General features: G+C 71.9%; 18 protein-coding genes. 3 read left to right on the top strand and 15 right to left on the bottom strand.

The genetic code is table 11. From position 1 onward, the window contains the following. The 13 genes from nuoK to ACZ7C5_RS26400 form a co-directional block, all read right to left on the bottom strand. Positions 1–300 (bottom strand): NADH-quinone oxidoreductase subunit NuoK, encoded by a 300-nt coding sequence (gene nuoK, locus ACZ7C5_RS26340; RefSeq protein ID WP_035798594.1) that lies wholly within the window; start codon positions 298–300, stop codon positions 1–3. Then, complete coding sequence (locus ACZ7C5_RS26345) at positions 297–1,241, bottom strand: NADH-quinone oxidoreductase subunit J (RefSeq protein ID WP_401088906.1); 945 nt, start codon at positions 1,239–1,241, stop codon at positions 297–299. Before ACZ7C5_RS26345 ends, nuoK begins: the two co-directional genes overlap by 4 nt. After that, complete coding sequence (nuoI, locus tag ACZ7C5_RS26350) at positions 1,241–1,849, bottom strand: NADH-quinone oxidoreductase subunit NuoI (RefSeq protein WP_188297703.1); 609 nt, start codon at positions 1,847–1,849, stop codon at positions 1,241–1,243. The genes ACZ7C5_RS26345 and nuoI overlap by 1 nt, the downstream gene beginning before the upstream one ends. Positions 1,850–1,855: 6 nt before the next feature. Beyond that, the gene (nuoH, locus tag ACZ7C5_RS26355) at positions 1,856–3,187 is read right to left on the bottom strand and encodes an NADH-quinone oxidoreductase subunit NuoH (protein ID WP_401088854.1); all 1,332 of its coding nucleotides are present in this window, start codon (positions 3,185–3,187) and stop codon (positions 1,856–1,858) included. Then, positions 3,184–5,766 (bottom strand): NADH-quinone oxidoreductase subunit G, encoded by a 2,583-nt coding sequence (locus ACZ7C5_RS26360; protein ID WP_401088852.1) that lies wholly within the window; start codon positions 5,764–5,766, stop codon positions 3,184–3,186. Before ACZ7C5_RS26360 ends, nuoH begins: the two co-directional genes overlap by 4 nt. Beyond that, positions 5,763–7,124: an NADH-quinone oxidoreductase subunit NuoF gene (gene nuoF / locus ACZ7C5_RS26365; protein WP_470323588.1), complete on the bottom strand. Its 1,362-nt coding sequence runs from the start codon at positions 7,122–7,124 to the stop codon at positions 5,763–5,765. Before nuoF ends, ACZ7C5_RS26360 begins: the two co-directional genes overlap by 4 nt. Continuing rightward, positions 7,124–7,894, bottom strand: coding sequence for an NADH-quinone oxidoreductase subunit NuoE (gene nuoE, locus ACZ7C5_RS26370; RefSeq protein ID WP_470323589.1), 771 nt, complete (start codon positions 7,892–7,894; stop codon positions 7,124–7,126). The genes nuoF and nuoE overlap by 1 nt, the downstream gene beginning before the upstream one ends. Then, positions 7,891–9,231: an NADH-quinone oxidoreductase subunit D gene (locus ACZ7C5_RS26375; protein WP_188301232.1), complete on the bottom strand. Its 1,341-nt coding sequence runs from the start codon at positions 9,229–9,231 to the stop codon at positions 7,891–7,893. The genes nuoE and ACZ7C5_RS26375 overlap by 4 nt, the downstream gene beginning before the upstream one ends. After that, positions 9,231–10,016: an NADH-quinone oxidoreductase subunit C gene (locus tag ACZ7C5_RS26380; RefSeq protein WP_401088846.1), complete on the bottom strand. Its 786-nt coding sequence runs from the start codon at positions 10,014–10,016 to the stop codon at positions 9,231–9,233. Before ACZ7C5_RS26380 ends, ACZ7C5_RS26375 begins: the two co-directional genes overlap by 1 nt. Further along, on the bottom strand, positions 10,013–10,567 hold the full coding sequence (locus ACZ7C5_RS26385) for a NuoB/complex I 20 kDa subunit family protein (protein ID WP_188301234.1): 555 nt from the start codon (positions 10,565–10,567) through the stop codon (positions 10,013–10,015). Before ACZ7C5_RS26385 ends, ACZ7C5_RS26380 begins: the two co-directional genes overlap by 4 nt. 128 nt (positions 10,568–10,695) lie before the next feature. Then, a complete protein-coding gene (locus ACZ7C5_RS26390; protein WP_030060100.1) occupies positions 10,696–11,055 on the bottom strand; it encodes an NADH-quinone oxidoreductase subunit A in 360 nt (119 codons plus the stop codon). Between the two features lie 571 nt (positions 11,056–11,626). Continuing rightward, positions 11,627–12,319, bottom strand: coding sequence for a response regulator (locus ACZ7C5_RS26395; RefSeq protein ID WP_401088844.1), 693 nt, complete (start codon positions 12,317–12,319; stop codon positions 11,627–11,629). A 35-nt stretch (positions 12,320–12,354) separates the two neighbouring features. Continuing rightward, complete coding sequence (locus tag ACZ7C5_RS26400; RefSeq protein ID WP_470323640.1) at positions 12,355–13,434, bottom strand: sensor histidine kinase; 1,080 nt, start codon at positions 13,432–13,434, stop codon at positions 12,355–12,357. Positions 13,435–13,637: 203 nt separating this feature from the next. On the opposite strand from ACZ7C5_RS26400, the gene ACZ7C5_RS26405 reads away from it, so the two are divergent. Further along, positions 13,638–14,213 carry a hypothetical protein gene (locus ACZ7C5_RS26405; RefSeq protein WP_401088842.1) on the top strand — a complete coding sequence of 192 codons (576 nt, stop codon included), beginning with the start codon at positions 13,638–13,640 and terminating at the stop codon, positions 14,211–14,213. Between the two features lie 13 nt (positions 14,214–14,226). Here the strand turns inward: ACZ7C5_RS26405 and ACZ7C5_RS26410 are convergent, their stop codons facing one another. Together ACZ7C5_RS26410 and ACZ7C5_RS26415 are read right to left on the bottom strand one after the other, a co-directional pair. After that, entirely contained in the window at positions 14,227–15,213 is a 987-nt protein-coding gene (locus ACZ7C5_RS26410) for a DMT family transporter (protein WP_470323590.1), read from the bottom strand. A gap of 176 nt (positions 15,214–15,389) precedes the next feature. Then, complete coding sequence (locus ACZ7C5_RS26415) at positions 15,390–16,055, bottom strand: CatB-related O-acetyltransferase (RefSeq protein WP_470323591.1); 666 nt, start codon at positions 16,053–16,055, stop codon at positions 15,390–15,392. A 49-nt stretch (positions 16,056–16,104) separates the two neighbouring features. Between ACZ7C5_RS26415 and ACZ7C5_RS26420 the strand changes: the two genes are divergently transcribed. Together ACZ7C5_RS26420 and ACZ7C5_RS26425 are read left to right on the top strand one after the other, a co-directional pair. Further along, positions 16,105–16,800 carry a TetR/AcrR family transcriptional regulator gene (locus ACZ7C5_RS26420; RefSeq protein ID WP_470323592.1) on the top strand — a complete coding sequence of 232 codons (696 nt, stop codon included), beginning with the start codon at positions 16,105–16,107 and terminating at the stop codon, positions 16,798–16,800. Positions 16,801–16,885: 85 nt separating this feature from the next. After that, the gene (locus ACZ7C5_RS26425) at positions 16,886–17,593 is read left to right on the top strand and encodes a peptidylprolyl isomerase (RefSeq protein WP_470323593.1); all 708 of its coding nucleotides are present in this window, start codon (positions 16,886–16,888) and stop codon (positions 17,591–17,593) included. The last annotated feature ends 134 nt before the right edge of the window (positions 17,594–17,727 follow it).

The following is a 17,727-nucleotide window of genomic DNA, read 5'->3' on the forward strand; positions in this document are numbered from 1 at the left end:
CTACAGCTTCATCAGGTTGCTGTCGTCGACCGAAGCGGAGTGCCTGGTCCGGAAGATGGAGACGATGATGGCGAGGCCGACCACGACCTCGGCCGCCGCGACCACCATCGTGAAGAACGCGATGATCTGGCCGTCCAGGTTCCCGTGCAGCCGGGAGAAGGTCACCAGGGCGAGGTTCGAGGCGTTCAGCATCAGCTCCACGCACATGAACAGCACGATCGCGTTGCGCCGGATCAGCACCCCGGACGCACCGATGGTGAACAACAGGGCCGCCAGGTAGAGGTAGTTGACCGGGTTCACTCCGCGCCCTCCTCGGCGGCCGGGTGGTTCACGTTGTTCGCCGGCACCGGCTCACCGTTCGCCGGAACGGGTCCGCCGTCCGCCGGCACGGGCACCGGCTCCAGCGACTTGCGCGGGACGGCCACCGCCGGACGCTCCGAGGACGGACGGCCCAGCCAGTCCGCCGTGGAGTTCTCCAGCTCCGCCATCCGTTGCAGCATCGCCTGGCTGACGTCCCTGACCTGGCCGCGCTCGCGCAGCGTCGCCATCACCGAGTCCTCGGCGACGGTGCCGTCCGGCAGCAGCGCCGGGACGTCCACCGCGTTGTGCCGCGCGTACACACCCGGCGCCGGCATCGGCGGCACCTGGATGTTGTCCCTGACCCGCTGATCCGCCAGCTCGCGCTGCGTCTTCGGCGCCTTCACGTGCTCCCGGTGGGTCAGCACCATCGCGCCGATCGCCGCGGTGATCAGCAGCGCGCCGGTGACCTCGAAGGCCCAGACGTACCGGGTGAAGATCAGCCGGGCCAGGCCGGGCACGTTGCCCTCGGCGTTCGCCTCGGCCAGCCCGGTGAAGTGGTTCAGCTTCGCGTTGGCGATCCCGGCGATCAGCAGCACGCCGAAGCCCAGCCCGCACACCGCCGCGGCGAACCGCTGGCCCTTCAGCTGCTCCTTCAGGGAGTCCTCGCTGGTGACGCCGACCAGCATCACCACGAACAGGAACAGCATCATGATCGCGCCGGTGTAGACCACGATCTGCACCACGCCCAGGAACACCGCGCCCTGGGCCATGTAGCAGAGCGCCAGCGCCAGCATGGTGGCCGCCAGGCAGAGCGCGCTGTGCACGGCCTTGCGCATCAGCACCATGCCGAGCGCACCGCCCACCGCGATCACCGCGAGCACCCAGAACTGGACGGCCTCACCCGTGGAGGTCGTCCCGGTCGCTTCCGCCAGCCGCGCGATCACTGCTGCACCTCCCGGTCCCGGTCGGTGCGCTCCTGCCGGACCGTCCCCGGCGCCGCCGCGGTGATCTCGCCCCGGTAGTACGCGCCCTCGTCGGTGCCGGGGAAGATCGCGTGCGGGGTGTCGACCATGCCCTCGGACAGCCCCACCAGCAGCTGCTCCTTGGTGAAGATCAGGTCCTGCCGGGAGGAGTCGGCCAGCTCGTACTCGTTGGTCATGGTCAGCGCCCTGGTCGGGCAGGCCTCGATGCACAGCCCGCACAGGATGCAGCGGGCGTAGTTGATCTGGTAGACCGCGCCGTAGCGCTCGCCCGGGGAGTAGCGCTCCTCGTCCCGGTTGTCGGCGCCCTCCACGTAGATCGCGTCGGCCGGGCAGGCCCACGCGCACAGCTCGCAGCCGACGCACTTCTCCAGGCCGTCCGGGTGCCGGTTCAGCTGGTGGCGGCCGTGGAAGCGTGGAGCGGTGGGCTTCTTCTGCTCCGGGTACTGCTCGGTGAGCCGCTTCTTGAACATGGCCTTGAAGGTCACGCCGAAGCCGGCGGCCGGGCCGAGGATCGACGGACGGTCGGCCCGCTCGGGTCGGTCCGTACGATCGGACTGGTCGGACATCTCGGTTCAGCTCCCTTCGGAATGGTCGGCCCCGTTGAGGGCGTCCTGGAGTTGCTTCGGGGCGCGGCTGCGCCGGCGCGGCACCGGCGGGAGCGCCTGACCGGGCAGCGGCGGGACCGGGTAGCCGCCCGCCATCGGGTCGAACTCGCCCTTGGGCGGCGTGACTTCGCCGGGCTCGGGCTCCTTCTTCAGGAAGTCCCGCAGCAGCGCCAGCAGCAGCACCACCCCGACCGGGGCACCCACGTACAGCACCACCTGGCCGAAGCCGTAGCCCTCGTTGCGCAGCGCCCGCACGCTCGCGATCAGCACCAGCCACACCAGCGAGACCGGGATCAGCACCTTCCAGCCCAGCTTCATGAACTGGTCGTAGCGGAACCGGGGCAGCGTGCCGCGCAGCCAGATGAAGAGGAACAGCAGCAGCTGGATCTTCAGCGTGATCCACAGCATCGGCCACCAGCCGTGGTTGGCGCCCTCCCAGAACGTCGACACCGGCCACGGGGCCCGCCAGCCGCCCAGGAAGAGGGTCGAGGCCACCGCCGAGACCGTCACCATGTTCACGTACTCGGCCAGCATGAACATCGCGAACTTCAGCGAGGAGTACTCGGTGTTGAAGCCGCCGACCAGCTCGCCCTCGGCCTCCGGCAGGTCGAACGGCGCCCGGTTCGTCTCGCCGACCATCGCGATGACGTACACGATGAACGACACCGGCAGCAGTGCCGCGAACCAGGTCGGCTGCTGGTGCGCCACGATCTCCGAGGTCGACATCGAACCCGAGTAGATGAACACCGCCGCGAAGGACAGGCCCATCGCGATCTCGTAGCTGACCATCTGCGCGGCCGAGCGCAGCCCGCCGAGCAGCGGGTACGTCGAACCCGAGGACCAGCCGGCCAGCACGATGCCGTAGATGCCCACCGAGGCCGTCGCCAGGACGTACAGCAGCGCCACCGGGAAGTCGGTCAGCTGGAGCGGCGTGCGGGTGCCGAAGACCGACACCTCGTTGCCGGCCGGGCCGAACGGGATCACCGCGAAGGCCATGAACGCGGGGATGGCGCAGACGATCGGGGCCAGGATGTAGACCACCTTGTCCGAGCCCTTGACCACCAGGTCTTCCTTCAGCGCCAGCTTCACGCCGTCCGCCAGCGACTGCAGCAGGCCCCAGGGGCCGTGCCGGTTGGGGCCGATGCGCAGCTGCATCCAGGCCACCACCTTGCGCTCCCAGACGATCGCGATCAGCACCGTCAGGACGAGGAAGGCGAAGCAGAACACCGCCTTCAGCAGCACCAGCCACCACGGGTCCTGCCCGAAGAAGTGGAGCGTCTCGTACGGCTGCGGAGTCATCGGTCCTCCCCTTCGCCCGCGGTCTCGCCGGCGGTTCCGTCCGTGGTCGGCCCGGGTCCGGGCTCGGGCCGGGCGTCGGCGTCTGCTTCGGTCCCGGCCTCGATTGCGGTCGCCGCCTCGACTTCGGCCTCGGTTTCGGCCGCGGCGATCGTGACCAGGTGGCCGACGGTGGTGCCGAGCGCGCGGTGGGCGCCGCCCGGTGTGGAGTCGAGCGGGATCCAGACCGTGCGGTCCGGGATCGTGCCGGTGATCTCCAGCGGCAGGGTCAGCGACCCCGCCGGGCCGGTCAGCCGCAGCGCGGCGGCCGTCTCGGCGCCGACCTCCTTCGCCGTCTCCGCCGAGATCCGGGCCACCGCCCGGTGCCGGGTGCCCGCGAGGTGCGGGTCCCCCTGCTGGAGCACGCCGTTGTCCAGCAGCAGGCGCCAACCCGCCAGCACCGCCTGGCCGGCGGCCGGCCGGGGCAGCACATCCGGGTGCGCCGCCGGGCCGGACGTGCGCTCGCCCTCCCAGGGGGCGAACCGGTCCAGCTCCAGCCGGGCCGCCCGGACGTCCGGCAGGCCCAGCCGCTGCCCGAGCGCGTCCGCCAGCATGCTCAGCACCCTCAGGTCCGACTGGAGGTGACGGCCCATCTGCTGGTCCGGCTTGAGCGCGGCCTCGAACATCCGCACCCGGCCCTCCCAGTCCAGGAAGGTGCCCGCCTTCTCCGCCACCGCGGCGACCGGCAGCACCACGTCCGCGCGGGCCGTCACCGCCGAGGGGCGCAGCTCCAGCGACACCAGGAACGGCACCGCCGCCAGCGCCTCGTCGGCCAGCGCCGGATCCGGCAGGTCGTCCGGGTCCACGCCGCCGACCAGCAGCGCGTCCAGCTCGCCCGCCGCGGCCGCCGCCAGGATCCCGTCGGTGGCCCGGCCAGGACCGGACGGCAGCTCCGCCCCGCCCCACACCGCGGCCGCCTCCGCGCGGGCCGCGGGAACGGCCACCGGACGGCCACCGGGCAGCAGGCCCGGCAGCGCGCCCGCCTCCACGGCCCCGCGCTCACCGGCCCGGCGCGGCACCCAGGCGAGCTTCGCGCCGGTCGCGTGCGCCAGCCGCAGCACCGCCGTCAGCGCGCCGGGGACGGCGGCCAGCCGCTCGCCCGCCAGGATCACCGCGCCCGGCGTGCGCAGCAGTTCGGCCGCGCGGCCCGCCTCGTCGTCCAGCGGCTCGTCCGCCGCCAGCGCCGCGAACCACTCCGGCTCGGTGCCGGGAGCGGCCGGCAGCAGCGCGCCGCGCAGCTTGGCCAGGCCCCGGGAGCCGAACGCGGCCACCGAGAACACCTTCGGGCCCGCGGCGCGCGTCGCCTTGCGCAGCCGCAGGAAGACGACCGGCGACTCCTCCTCCGGCTCGAAGCCCGCCAGCAGCACCGCCGGCGCCCGGTCGAGGTCCTGGTACGCCACCCCGGTGCCGTCCACGTCGACGCCCCGCCCGGCCACCGCCGCGGCCAGGAAGTCCGCCTCCTCGGCACTGTGCGGGCGGGCCCGGAAGTCCACGTCGTTGGTGCCCAGCACCACCCGCGCGAACTTCCCGTACGCGTAGGCGTCCTCGACCGTCACCCGGCCGCCGGCGAGCACCCCGGTCCTGACCCCGCGCAGCCCCTCGGCCGCCCTGGCCAGCGCCTCCGGCCAGGAGGCCGGCACCAGCTCGCCGTCCACCCGCACCAGCGGGGTGGTCAGCCGGTCGCGCTGCTGGGCGTAGCGGAAGGCGAAGCGGCCCTTGTCGCAGTTCCACTCCTCGTTCACCGCCGGGTCCTCGCCCGCCAGCCTGCGCAGCACCTTGCCGCGCCGGTGGTCGGTGCGCTGCGCGCAGCCCGAGGCGCAGTGCTCGCACACGCTCGGCGAGGAGACCAGGTCGAAGGGGCGCGAGCGGAACCGGTACGCCGCCGAGGTCAGCGCGCCCACCGGACAGATCTGGATGGTGTTCCCGGAGAAGTACGACTCGAAGTCGTCCCCCTCGCCGGTGCCGACCTGCTGCAGCGCCCCGCGCTCCACCAGGTCGATGAACGGGTCCCCGGCGATCTGCTGCGAGAAGCGGGTGCAGCGCGCGCACAGGACGCAGCGCTCGCGGTCCAGCAGCACCTGGCTGCTGATCGGCACCGGCTTCTCGTAGGTGCGCTTCATGCCCTCGAAGCGGGAGTCGGCGGCGCCGCTGGTCATCGCCTGGTTCTGCAACGGGCACTCGCCGCCCTTGTCGCAGACCGGGCAGTCCAGCGGGTGGTTGATCAGCAGCAGCTCCATCACGCCGCGCTGCGCCTTCTCCGCCACCGGCGAGCTGAGCTGGGTGCGCACCACCATGCCCTCGGCCACCGGGATGGTGCAGGAGGCGACCGGCTTGCGCTGGCCCTCGATCTCGACGATGCACTGGCGGCAGGCGCCGGCCGGGTCGAGCAGCGGGTGGTCGCAGAAGCGCGGGATCTGGGTGCCGACGGTCTCGGCGGCCCGGATCACCAGCGTTCCCTTGGGGACCCGGACTTCGACGCCGTCGATGGTGAGCGTGACCAGTTCGACCGCGGTCTCGGAGGCGGTCGGCTCAGTGATCGTCACGCGTGCACCTCCCTTTCGGTGGCGGACTGGTGGCCGGGGCGGGGGCCGTCGGCCCAGACGGTGGAGGCGGCCGGGTCGAACGGGCAGCGGCGCTCGGCCAGGTGCTGCTCGTACTCGGCCCTGAAGTGCTGGAGCGAGGAGACGATCGGGCTGGCCGCGCCGTCTCCCAGGGCGCAGAAGGACTTGCCGTTGATGTTGTCGGCGATGTCGAGGAGCTTCTCCAGGTCCCCGTCGACGCCCTCGCCGGCCTCGATCCGCTTGAGCAGCTGGACCAGCCAGTAGGTGCCCTCGCGGCAGGGGGTGCACTTGCCGCAGGACTCGTGGGCGTAGAACTCCGTCCAGCGGGTGACCGCGCGCACCACGCAGGTGGTCTCGTCGAAGACCTGGAGCGCCTTGGTGCCGAGCATCGAGCCGGCCGCACCGACGCCCTCGTAGTCCAGCGGGACGTCGAGGTGCTCGTCGGTGAACATCGGGGTGGAGGAGCCGCCCGGGGTCCAGAACTTGAGCCGGTGCCCGGCGCGGACGCCGCCGCTGAGGTCGAGCAGCTGGCGCAGCGTGACGCCGAGCGGGGCCTCGTACTGGCCGGGGTTGGTGACGTGGCCGGAGAGCGAGTAGAGCGTGAAGCCGGGGGACTTCTCGGTGCCCAGGGCCTTGAACCACTCCTTGCCGCGGGCCAGGATCGGCGGCACCGAGGCGATCGACTCGACGTTGTTGACCACCGTCGGGCAGGCGTACAGGCCGGCGATCGCCGGGAACGGCGGGCGCAGCCTGGGCTGGCCGCGGCGGCCCTCCAGCGAGTCCAGCAGCGCCGTCTCCTCGCCGCAGATGTAGGCGCCGGCGCCGGCGTGCACGGTGACGTCCAGGTCGATGCCCGAGCCGAGGACGTTCCGGCCGAGCAGCCCCGCCGCGTACGCCTCGGCGACCGCCGCGTGCAGCCGGCGCAGCACCGGGACGACCTCGCCGCGCAGGTAGATGAAGGCGTGGTCGCAGCGGATCGCGTAGGAGGCGATGATCATGCCCTCGATCAGCGCGTGCGGGTTGGCGAACAGCAGCGGGATGTCCTTGCAGGTGCCCGGCTCGGACTCGTCGGCGTTGACCACCAGGTAGTGCGGCTTGCCGTCGTTCTGCGGGATGAACTGCCACTTCATGCCGGTCGGGAAGCCGGCGCCGCCGCGGCCGCGCAGGCCGGCGTCCTTGACCAGGGCGATCACGTCGTCCGGCGGCATGGCGAGGGCCGCCTTGAGGCCCTCGTAGCCGTGGTGGCGGCGGTAGGTGTCGAGCGTCCAGGGGTGGCTGTCGTCCCAGGAGTCGGACAGGACCGGGGTGAGCAGCTTCTCGGCCGGTTCGGCGGAGGTCATCACGCTTCGCTCCCTTCCTGGCCGTTGCCCGCCGGGCCGCGGCCCTCGTTGCGGGGGGAGACCACCTTGGTGCCGGGGGCGCCGGGCAGGGCCTCGCCGCGGGCCAGCCGCAGGCCGGCCAGGGAGGGCGCGCCGCCGGCGCCGGACTCGTCGTTGGCGCCGGGGCGCTCGTCGGGGAAGCCGGCCAGGATCCGGGCCGTCTCCTTGAAGCCGCACAGCTTGGCGCCGCGGGTGGGCCTGACCTCGCGGCCGGACCGCAGTTCGTCGACCAGCTGCCGGGCGCTCTCCGGGGTCTGGTTGTCGAAGAACTCCCAGTTGACCATCACCACGGGCGCGTAGTCGCAGGCCGCGTTGCACTCGATGTGCTCGATCGAGACCTCGCCGTCCCCGGTGGTCTCGTTGTTGCCGATGCCCAGGTGCTCCTGGAGCTCGGCGAAGATCTGGTCGCCGCCGAGCACCGCGCACAGGGTGTTGGTGCAGACCCCGACGTGGTACTTCCCGGCCGGGCGGCGCCGGTACATGGTGTAGAAAGTCGCGACCGCGGTGACCTCGGCGGTGGTGAGGTCCAACTGCTCGGCGCAGAAACGGATCCCGGTCGGGCTGACGAAGCCCTCCTCCGCCTGCACCAGGTGCAGCAGCGGCAGCAGCGCCGAGCGGGGCTGCGGGTAGCGGGCGATCAGCTCCGCGGCGTCGGCGGCCAGCCGGGCGCGCACCTCCTCGGGGTACGGTGCGGCCGGCAGTGCCGGCAGTCCGAGTTCGACGTTGGTCACCGGTCCACGCCTCCCATCACCGGGTCGATCCCGGCCACCGCGACGATCACGTCGGCCACCTGGCCGCCCTCGCACATCGCCGCCATCGTCTGCAGATTGGTGAACGACGGGTCCCGGAAGTGGACCCGGTACGGGCGCGTACCGCCGTCGCTGACCACGTGCACGCCCAGCTCGCCCTTGGGCGACTCGACCGCCGCGTACGCCTGGCCGACCGGGACCCGGAAGCCCTCGGTGACCAGCTTGAAGTGGTGGATCAGGGCCTCCATCGAGGTGCCCATGATCTTGCGGATGTGGTCGAGCGAGTTGCCCATCCCGTCCGGGCCCACGGCCAGTTGGGCGGGCCAGGCGATCTTCTTGTCGGCCACCATGACCGGGCCCGGGCGCAGCCGGTCCAGGCACTGCTCGACGATCCGCAGGGACTGCTTCATCTCCTCCAGCCGGATCAGGAAGCGGCCGTAGGAGTCGGCGCTCTCGGCGATCGCGACCTCGAAGTCGTAGTCCTCGTAACCGCAGTACGGGTCGGTCTTGCGCAGGTCGTGCGGCAGGCCGGTGGCGCGCAGGATCGGGCCGGTGGCGCCGAGGGCCAGGCAGCCGGGCAGGTCGAGGAAGCCGACGTCGACCAGGCGGGCCTTGAACACCGGGTTGCCGGTGGCGAGTTTGTCGTACTCGTGCATCCGGGAGCGGAAGACCTTGACCGCCTCGCGGATCTGGTCGACGGCGCCGGGCGGCAGGTCCTGGGCGAGGCCGCCGGGGCGCACGTACGCGTGGTTCATGCGCAGGCCGGTGACCAGCTCGAAGACGTCCAGGATCAGTTCGCGGTCCCGGAAGCCGTAGATCATCAGGGTGGTGGAGCCGATCTCCATGCCGCCGGTGGCCAGGCAGACCAGGTGCGAGGCGATCCGGTTGAGCTCCATCATCATCACGCGGATGACGGTGGCGCGGTCCGGGACGTCACCGGTGATGCCGAGCAGCTTCTCGACGGCCAGGCAGTAGGCGGTCTCGTTGAACAGCGGCGTCAGGTAGTCCATGCGGGTCACGAAGGTGGTGCCCTGGACCCAGTTGCGGAACTCCATGTTCTTCTCGATGCCGGTGTGGAGGTAGCCGATGCCGCAGCGGGCCTCCTTCACCGTCTCGCCGTCGATCTCCAGGATCAGCCGCAGCACGCCGTGGGTGGACGGGTGCTGGGGGCCCATGTTGACGATGATGCGCTCGTCGTCGGCCCGGCCGACCGCCTCGACCACCTCGCCCCAGTCGCCACCGGTGACGGTGAAGACCCGGCCCTCGGTGGTCTCCCGGGCATCCGCTTCCTCGGTCTCTCCATGGTGCTGGGTGTTCATCAGCTGTACGACCTCCGCTGGTCGGGAGCCGGGATCTGGGCGCCCTTGTACTCGACGGGGATGCCGCCGAGCGGGTAGTCCTTGCGCTGCGGGTGGCCCAGCCAGTCGTCCGGCATCATGATCCGGGTGAGCGCCGGGTGGTCCTCGAAGACGATGCCGAAGAAGTCGTAGGCCTCGCGCTCGTGCCAGTCGTTGGTCGGGTAGACGCTCACCACGGAGGGGATCCGCGGGTCGGCGTCGGGCGCGGTGACCTCCACCCGGATCAGCCGGCCGTGGGTGATCGAGCGCAGGTGGTAGACCGCGTGCAGCTCGCGGCCCTTGTCGCCGGGGTAGTGCACGCCGCTCACGCCCAGGCACAGTTCGAAGCGCAGCGCCGGGTCGTCGCGCAGGATGCGGGCCGTCCTCAGCAGGTGGGCGCGGTCGATGTGGAAGGTGAGCTCGCCGCGGTCGACCACGGTCTTCTCGATCACCTCGGCCGGGTCCAGGCCCTGCTCCTCCAGGGCGCCTTCGAGCTCGTCGGCGATCTCGTCGAAGATCCCGTGTCCTGCGGCCGCGCCGCTCTGGCCGGTCTGGCCGCCTGGGCCGCTCTGGCCCCCTGTGCCGCCCGGGCCGCCGTACGGGCGCTCGCTCGGGCCGGGCAGCGCGATCGGGGCGGCCAGGCCGCCGAAGCCGGAGGTGTCGCCGCTGTCCTTGGCGCCGAACATGCCCTGGCGGCGGCCGACCACCTCGACCGGGATCTCGCGGACCGGCTGTTCGCGGCGGGTCTCGGGTACCTGGTCGTTCATCGCAGCTGCCCCCGCATCTCGCTGATCGGGGTGGCCTGGAGGGCGAGTGCCTCGCCGAGCTCCTCGGCCCGGCGCTTGTTCACGCCCAGCGGCTCGTGCTGGATCTTGTCGTGCAGCTTCAGGATGGCGTCCATCAGCATCTCCGGACGGGGCGGACACCCGGGCAGGTAGATGTCCACCGGGACGATGTGATCGACGCCCTGGACGATCGCGTAGTTGTTGAACATCCCGCCGGAGGAGGCACAGACGCCCATCGAGATGACCCACTTGGGGTTGGGCATCTGGTCGTACACCTGGCGCAGCACCGGGGCCATCTTCTGGCTCACCCGGCCCGCCACGATCATCAGATCGGCCTGCCGGGGGGAGCCCCGGAAGACCTCCATGCCGAACCGGGCCAGGTCGTAACGGCCGGCTCCGGTGGTCATCATCTCGATCGCGCAGCAGGCCAGACCGAAGGTCGCCGGAAAGAGTGACGCCTTGCGCACCCAGCCGGCAGCCGTCTCCACGGTCGTGAGCAGAAAGCCGCTCGGCAGCTTCTCCTCGATTCCCATCAGATCCCTCTCAATGCCCTCGAGTCCGCTGATACGTGGGCCGGTTCTGGCTAGTCCGCTCGTTCACAAGCGGTCGCGCAGCCGGCGGACGGGTGGGGTCGCCACCCCGCGCTCGGACCACCCCGCGCTCAGTCCCACTCCAGGCCGCCGCGGCGCCACACGTAGGCGTACGCGACGAAGACGGTGGCGATGAACAGGAGCATCTCGACCAGCCCGAAGATCCCCAGGGCGTCGAAGGTCACCGCCCAGGGGTAGAGGAAGACGATCTCGATGTCGAAGACGATGAAGAGCATCGCCGTCAGGTAGTACTTGATCGGGAACCGACCACCGCCCACAGGCTGCGGGGTCGGTTCGATACCGCACTCGTACGCCTCCAACTTGGCCCGGTTGTAGCGCTTGGGGCCGGTGAGTGAGGCCATCACGACGGAGCCGACCGCGAACGCCGCCGCGATGGCACCGAGTACGAGGATCGGCGCGTAGGCATTCATAGCCCCCGCTCCCTCCGTCCAGTCGTCCTTGACTGCAGATCGGAACCGGCGGGTCACCGTGAGGTGAACCCGCGTTCCAGTTCCCGAGATCCACCCCATGTGAGGCAGTTCACAAAGCCTGGAACGAGCGCATCCTATGCCCGTCAGCTTGTGATCTGCGACACGCAGTTCACCGTCTTCTTTGTGATCTACGACACCTCGTGAATGGTGGCGAATGTGAACATGCCCAGATCTGTCGACGCAAAGCAGTCAAATGATCACAAGCAGTCGCATTTACTTGTGAAGAGGCTGGTCAGGGGCACATTCCTATATCAATCATGCGTCGGCCGAAGCAAATTTTCGGGCGTCATGTTGACGTGTTATAGCGGCTCACTCGGAGGGGTGGCGGGGGCCGAACGCTCGCTTGACCCTTCGTTCACAAGCGCGCGAGCTTGTCGTCGGGGTGGGTCCTCTCCCCCGCCGTCGACTCCGCGATAGGCAGCGCCGACCGGGCCGGGACCCGGTACGGCGGCGGATCGCCGTTCCCCGGACCGGGCTTTGCCCGGCCTCCGCCTTCGGTCCAGGGACCGGCCTACTGGCGGCCGGCCGCCTGCTCCCAGACCCAGGCCGCGATGCCCACCCGGTTGCGGGCACCGATCTTGCGCTGGACGTTGGCGAGGTGGTTCTTCACCGTCCCCGGTGAGATGAACAGCCCTGCGCCGATCTCGGCGTTGGTCGCGCCGTCCGCCACCAGCTCGGCGATCTCCCTTTCCCTCGCGGTCAGTTCCTCCGCCGGCCCGGCCGGCGGCTGCGCCGCGGCCTCCTTCGCGCCCGGTCCGGGCTTCGGCTCCGCGCCCGGAAGCGCCATGTGCCGCAGGAGCCGGACGGTGACCTGCGGACTGATCAACGCGTCCCCGGCCATCGCCGCCCGGACCGCCTCGATCAGCAGCACCGGCCCGGAGCGCTTCAGCAGGAACCCGGCCGCTCCGTGCCGCAGCGCCGTGTGCACGTATTCGTCCAGGTCGAAGGTGGTCACCACGATCACCTTGTACTGGTCGGCCAACTGCCGCGTGACCTCCAGGCCGTCGAGCTTCGGCATCCGGATGTCCGCGAGCACCACGTCCGGCCGCAGCCTCTTCGCCTCCGCCACCGCGGCGGCGCCGTCCGCCGCCTCCGCCACCACGACCATGTCCGGCTGGGCGTCCAGGATCATCCGGAACGCGCTGCGGACGTCCGCCTGGTCGTCCGCGACCAGGATCCGAACCGGTCTCGTGCCACTGCCCATATCCGTACCTCCCCGTTGCCGAACTCCGTCGGCTTCTACGCCCGCGCCGGCCCTGCGCCGACGTCCTCCAGAGGCAGCACCGCCGTCACCCGCCAGGCGTCCCGCTCGTACGGGCCGGCTTCCAGCGAACCGTCGAGGGCCTCCACCCGGGCCACCAGCCCCGGCAGTCCGCTGCCGCCGCCCCGACGCGGCCGCCCCGACGGAGCCGGCGCCCGACCGTCGTTGGTCACCGTCAGCTCCAGCCGTCCGCCGCTGCGACGGGCCCGGACCTCGACCGTCCGCGCTGCCGGAGCGTGCCGCCGGACGTTGGTCAGGGACTCGACCACGATCCGGTGGACGGTGCTCTCCACCTCGCGTGGCACCGGCCCCTCCGGCAACTCCAGCCGGACCTCGGCACCGCCCGTCGCGGTGAACCTCTCCGCCACCTCGGCCAGTGCGGCGAGGCCGGGCTGCGGCCCGCGCCCGGCACCCTCCTCACTGCGCAGCAGCTGCACCGTCCGGTCCAGCGAGGCCAGCGCCCGCTGCCCGGCCTGCTCTATTCGCTGGAACATCTCGGCCGCCCCGGCCGGGTCGATCCCGGCCAGATAGGCACCGGCCTGGGCCTGGGCGACCATGCCGCTGACGTCGTGCGCCACGAAGTCGTGCAGGTCGTGGGCCAGTTCCAGCCGCTGCGCCCGCTTGGCCTCGGCCACCGCTTTCCGGCGCCCTTCGTCCAGGCCCCGCAGGTAGAGCCCGGTCAGCACGGCCGGCAGGGAGAGCGACGATCCGAACCCGAAGAGCGTGAGCGTGTCCGCGGGCCCCGCGACGAACGCGAACCTGGTCAGCCAGAGGGCGACCGCTCCGCACGCCGTCCAGGCCGCCGCCGCGCACCGCGGGCCGTCCTCGGCGCGCAGGCTGACGACCACCGACAGCAGCAGGACGGCCAGCTCGACCAGCCCCAGCAGCCCCGGCCAGCGATCCCCCTCCACCCAGCGGCCGAGGAACCAGACGGCGACCGTGACCACGACCGACACCACCCCGAGCACCGTGGTCACGGCCACCGCCCCGTACCGGACCCGCACCGCCCAGGCCGCGGGCGCCAGGACCGGGACCACCCCGGACAGGATCTGATTCATCGTCACCGCCTCTCCCCGACTCTTCGACTGCCGTCACACTACGACGCCGCCCGGGCCGCGCACCTGTGCCGATCGGCATATTTCAAAGGGCGATTGAGCAGGGCGAACAGCCCGATCGGCATCTGCCGCGAACCCCCGGTGGGCCTCCAGTCTTGAGTCATCGCACCGGCCACGGAGGCCGGAGCCGGAAGGAGTCCAGCACCATGTCGAAGCTCGCGACCAACGCCCGCGGCACCTCCCACCGGGCCGGGGCGTCCGCCGCCAGCGTCCCGGCCGCCCCGCGCTGGGCCCGGTTCGCCGCCGGGGCCGCCGCCCTCACCGCCGTCCCCTCGGGGCTGTGGCGGATCGCCTTCGGCTTCGGCGTCCCGGTCGGCTTCACCGGCGCGACGGCCGCGACGTACGGCGCGCACCAGCCGGGCTGGGGCACGGCCTACTGCGTGGTGCTGAGCGCCCTGGCCGAGACGCTGGCCTTCCTGACCCTGGGCCTGGTCCGGCCCTGGGGGCTGGTGGTGCCCCGGTGGATCCCGCTGATAGGTGGCCGCCGGGTCCGGCCGCTCGCCGCGATCGTCCCGGCCCTGCTGGGCGCGGCGATGCTCACGGCCCTCGGCCTGGAGGGGCTGTCCGGCCGCTGGGCCGACAACCTGGCCGAGCCCGATTCTCCGCACGGCTTCGCCGCCGTGGTGATGACGCTCGCCTACCTGCCCCTGGTCGCCTGGGGCCCGCTGCTCGGCGCGGTCGCCATCGACTACGCCCGCCGGACGCTGCGGCGGCGCCGGTGACGAGCGTGGCGGATCACACCGGGGTCGGCTCCTGGCTCGCCCCCACCACAGCGGGCGCGTTCTCTCCCTCGCTCCCGTCCCCGGCCGGGCGCGGCACGGGGGCGGTGCGCCGGCCCCACTCGGTCGCGACCAGCACGAGGGCTCCGCCGAGCAGGGCGAGCGGGCCCATCCGGTTCCCGGCCAGGGTGATGCCGAAGACGGCGGCCCAGAGCGGTTCGGTGCCCAACAGCAGGCTCACCCGCGAGGGAGATGTGGCCCGCACGGCCCACATCTGGACGAAGAAGGCGAACAGCGTGCAGAACAAGGACAGATGCAGCAGCCAGGCCCACTGGGCGGGCCCGTACGAGCGTGCGACCGTCCAGGGCGCCGGCCCGACCGACAGCGCGACGACGGCGAACACCCCGGTGGCCACCGCGAGTTGTACCCAGGTGACGGCGAGCATGTCGGTGTCGCGGACGGCCCGGGTGCGGGCCATCGCGAGGACGTACGCCGACCGGACCAGGGCGGCGCCCAGCACCAGCAGATCACCGAGCGAGGGAGGTCGCAGCCCGCCGTCGCCGGTGAGCAGGGCGACGCCGAGGACGGCCAGCCCGGCAGCCGCGAGGAAGGCCTTCGGCGGTGCGGTCCGGCCGAGGGCGCTCTCGCCGAGTGGGGTGAGCACCATCGCGAGGCTGATGATCAGCCCGGCGTTGGTCGCGGAGGTGTGCACGGCGCCGTAGGTCTCCAGCAGGAAGACCCCGCTGAGCACCAGCCCCAGTGCGGCGCCGCCCAGCCATTCGGCGCGGCTCAACCTCCGCAGGGCGCGCCAGGCGACCACCCCGAGCAGCGGCAGCACCAGCCCGAATCGCAGCACCAGCATCGCCACGACCGTCCCGGGCTCGGCCACCCGCTGGACGGCGAGGAAGCTCGACCCCCACACCACGGCCACGAGCAGGACCGGAAGATCACGAAGGGCCGACGAGGATGATCCCTCGGACAGGCCGGACAAGGAGGCTGACATGCGGAAGATCCCTCCGAACGAACGGAACCGGCGGGCGCGAGTACCGTACGGCGGCGGACGGACCCAGGAGCTGGACGGAAGGCCCAGCAGTGGACGGGGTGGGGCGTGGAGCGGCGGCGCGCCATCTTCGCGCACCGGGCCACCAGCGATCAATGCCCGGCCCGGAAACGGGTGGGTCAGACGGCGAGCAGACCGTTCGCAGCGGCGATCGCCTCGATGTCGGCAGGGGTCCCGGACATGATGGCGCGGACGTGCTCGGTGACCAGCCCGGCCGGCCAGTCCCACCAGGCCGCGCGGAGCAGGCGTTCGATGTCGGTGTCGGCGAAGCGGCGGCGGATCGGACGGGCGGGGTTGCCGCCGACGACGGTGTAGGGCTCGACGTCGGCGGTGACCATCGCTCCGGCCGCGATGATCGCGCCGTCGCCGATCCGGACACCGGGCAGGACGGTGGCCCCGTGGCCGAACCAGACGTCGTTGCCCACCACCGTGTCACCCCCGCTGGGCAGGCCCGTGACGATGTCGAGGGTCCGCTCGGTCCAGCTTCCGCCGAACATCGTGAAGGGAAAGGTGGAGACGCCGACGGTCGGGTGGGCGGCGCCGGCCATCAGGAAGCGGGTGCCGGTGGCGATCGCGCAGTACTTGCCGATCACCAGCCGCTCGGGGCCGTACGCATAGAGGACGTTGCGCTCCTCGAAGCGGGTGGCTCCGTCGGGGTCGTCGAAGTAGGTGTACTCGCCGACCTCGATCCGGGGGTCGGTGACGAGCGGGCGCAGCAGGACGACCCGGTCGTGGCCGGCGAGCGGGTGGAGGGCGGTGGGGTCGGGGATGGCGGTGTCGGGCACACAGGCTCCTCTCGTAATGCGATTTGAGTCGCATTACGATGAGCATGGCATGACCGCCACCCACCAGCAAGCCTTAATGCGACTGGAGTCGACTTTGCCCGGAGCCACCCACCCCGCACCGGAGCCCCGCACCCCTGCCTCCCGCCCGGGCGGCCGCAGCGCCCGGGTCCGGGCGGAAGTGGTCGCCGCCACTCTGGCCGAGGTCACCGAGAAGGGGTACGACGGCCTCACCGTCGAAGCGGTCGCCACCCGCTCCGGCGTCCACAAGGCGACCCTCTACCGGCGATGGGGCGGGGTGGACGGCCTGGTCGCCGACGCCCTGACCGCCTCCGCCGACCAGCCCTGGCCCCTGCCCGACACCGGAGACCTCCAGCAGGACCTCCGCCGCATCACCCAGGAGGTGTTCAGCGTCTTCACCGATCCCGAACTCGGCCCCACGCCCACCGCGCTGATCTCCGCCGCCCAGCGCTCGGACGCCGGCGCGGCCGCCCTGCGCGCCTTCTTCGCGGCCCGTCACCGCCAGGCCGCCGAGGTGGCCGAACGGGCCGTCGCCCGCGGGGAGTTGCCCGCAGGCACCGAAGGCGCCGAGATGGTCAGGGCCGCCACCGCGCCGCTCTACTTCCGCCTGTTCGTCTCCGGCGAACCGCTGGACGCCCGCACCGCCGAGCGGGCCGCCGACGCCGCCGCCCTGGCCGCCCGCGCCGGACTCTTCACCTTCACCCCGGCCACCCCGGGGCCGAACTGACAAAGCATCACCACCCTGTCGCCCAAGGAGCCCCAGCCGTCCCGACCCCCTACCGCATCCCCACCCGGCCGTGGATGATGCCCACATGACAATCCAGCCGTCCACCACCCCCCGGAAGGCCCGTCACGTGAAGCGCAAGCACTGGGCGCTGGTCGCCGCCGCCACCATCCTCCCGCTCGTGGCGAGCACCGGCACCGCCATCGCGGACGCCCCCGCGGCCGGCGCCCCCGCCGCCGGCTGCACCTACACACCGGCCGTCCCGGCCGACAACTTCAAGGGCATCCCGGTGTTCGACGCCAAGAAGGCGGCGAAGCCCTACCGCGCCACCCTGCGGACCACCCAGGGCCAGATCACCTTCGAGGCACTGACCGACAAGGCGCCCTGCACCACCTTCTCGTTCCGCTTCCTGGCCGAACACGACTACTTCGACCGCAGCCACTGCCACCGCCTCACCACCCAGCGGATCTACGTCCTCCAGTGCGGCGACCCGACGGGCACGGGCAGCGGCGGGCCCGGCTACTCGTTCCCGGACGAGAACCTGACCGGCGCCACCTACCCGGCCGGCACCGTGGCCATGGCCAACGCCGGCCCGAACACCAACGGCAGTCAGTTCTTCTTCGTCTGGAAGGACACCAAGCTCTCCCCCGCCTACACCCCGTTCGGCCGGATCACCGCGGGCCTGGACGTCCTCCAGAAGATCGCCGCCGGCGGCGAGGACGACCAGAACAACCCGGGCGACGGCTTCCCCACCCTCCCGGTGAAAATCCGCAACGTGAAGATCAGCACCCGCTGACCCGGCGGGCCGGACAGCCCCGGCCCGCCCCGCCCACCACCCGGCGCCCACCACCCGGCGCCCACCACCCACAGCCGCCGCCCGACCAGCCGCGCAGCCAACCGACCGACCGGCCCGACCAGCCGACCGACCAC

The sequence above is a fragment of the Kitasatospora sp. NPDC036993 genome, assembly GCF_055607525.1.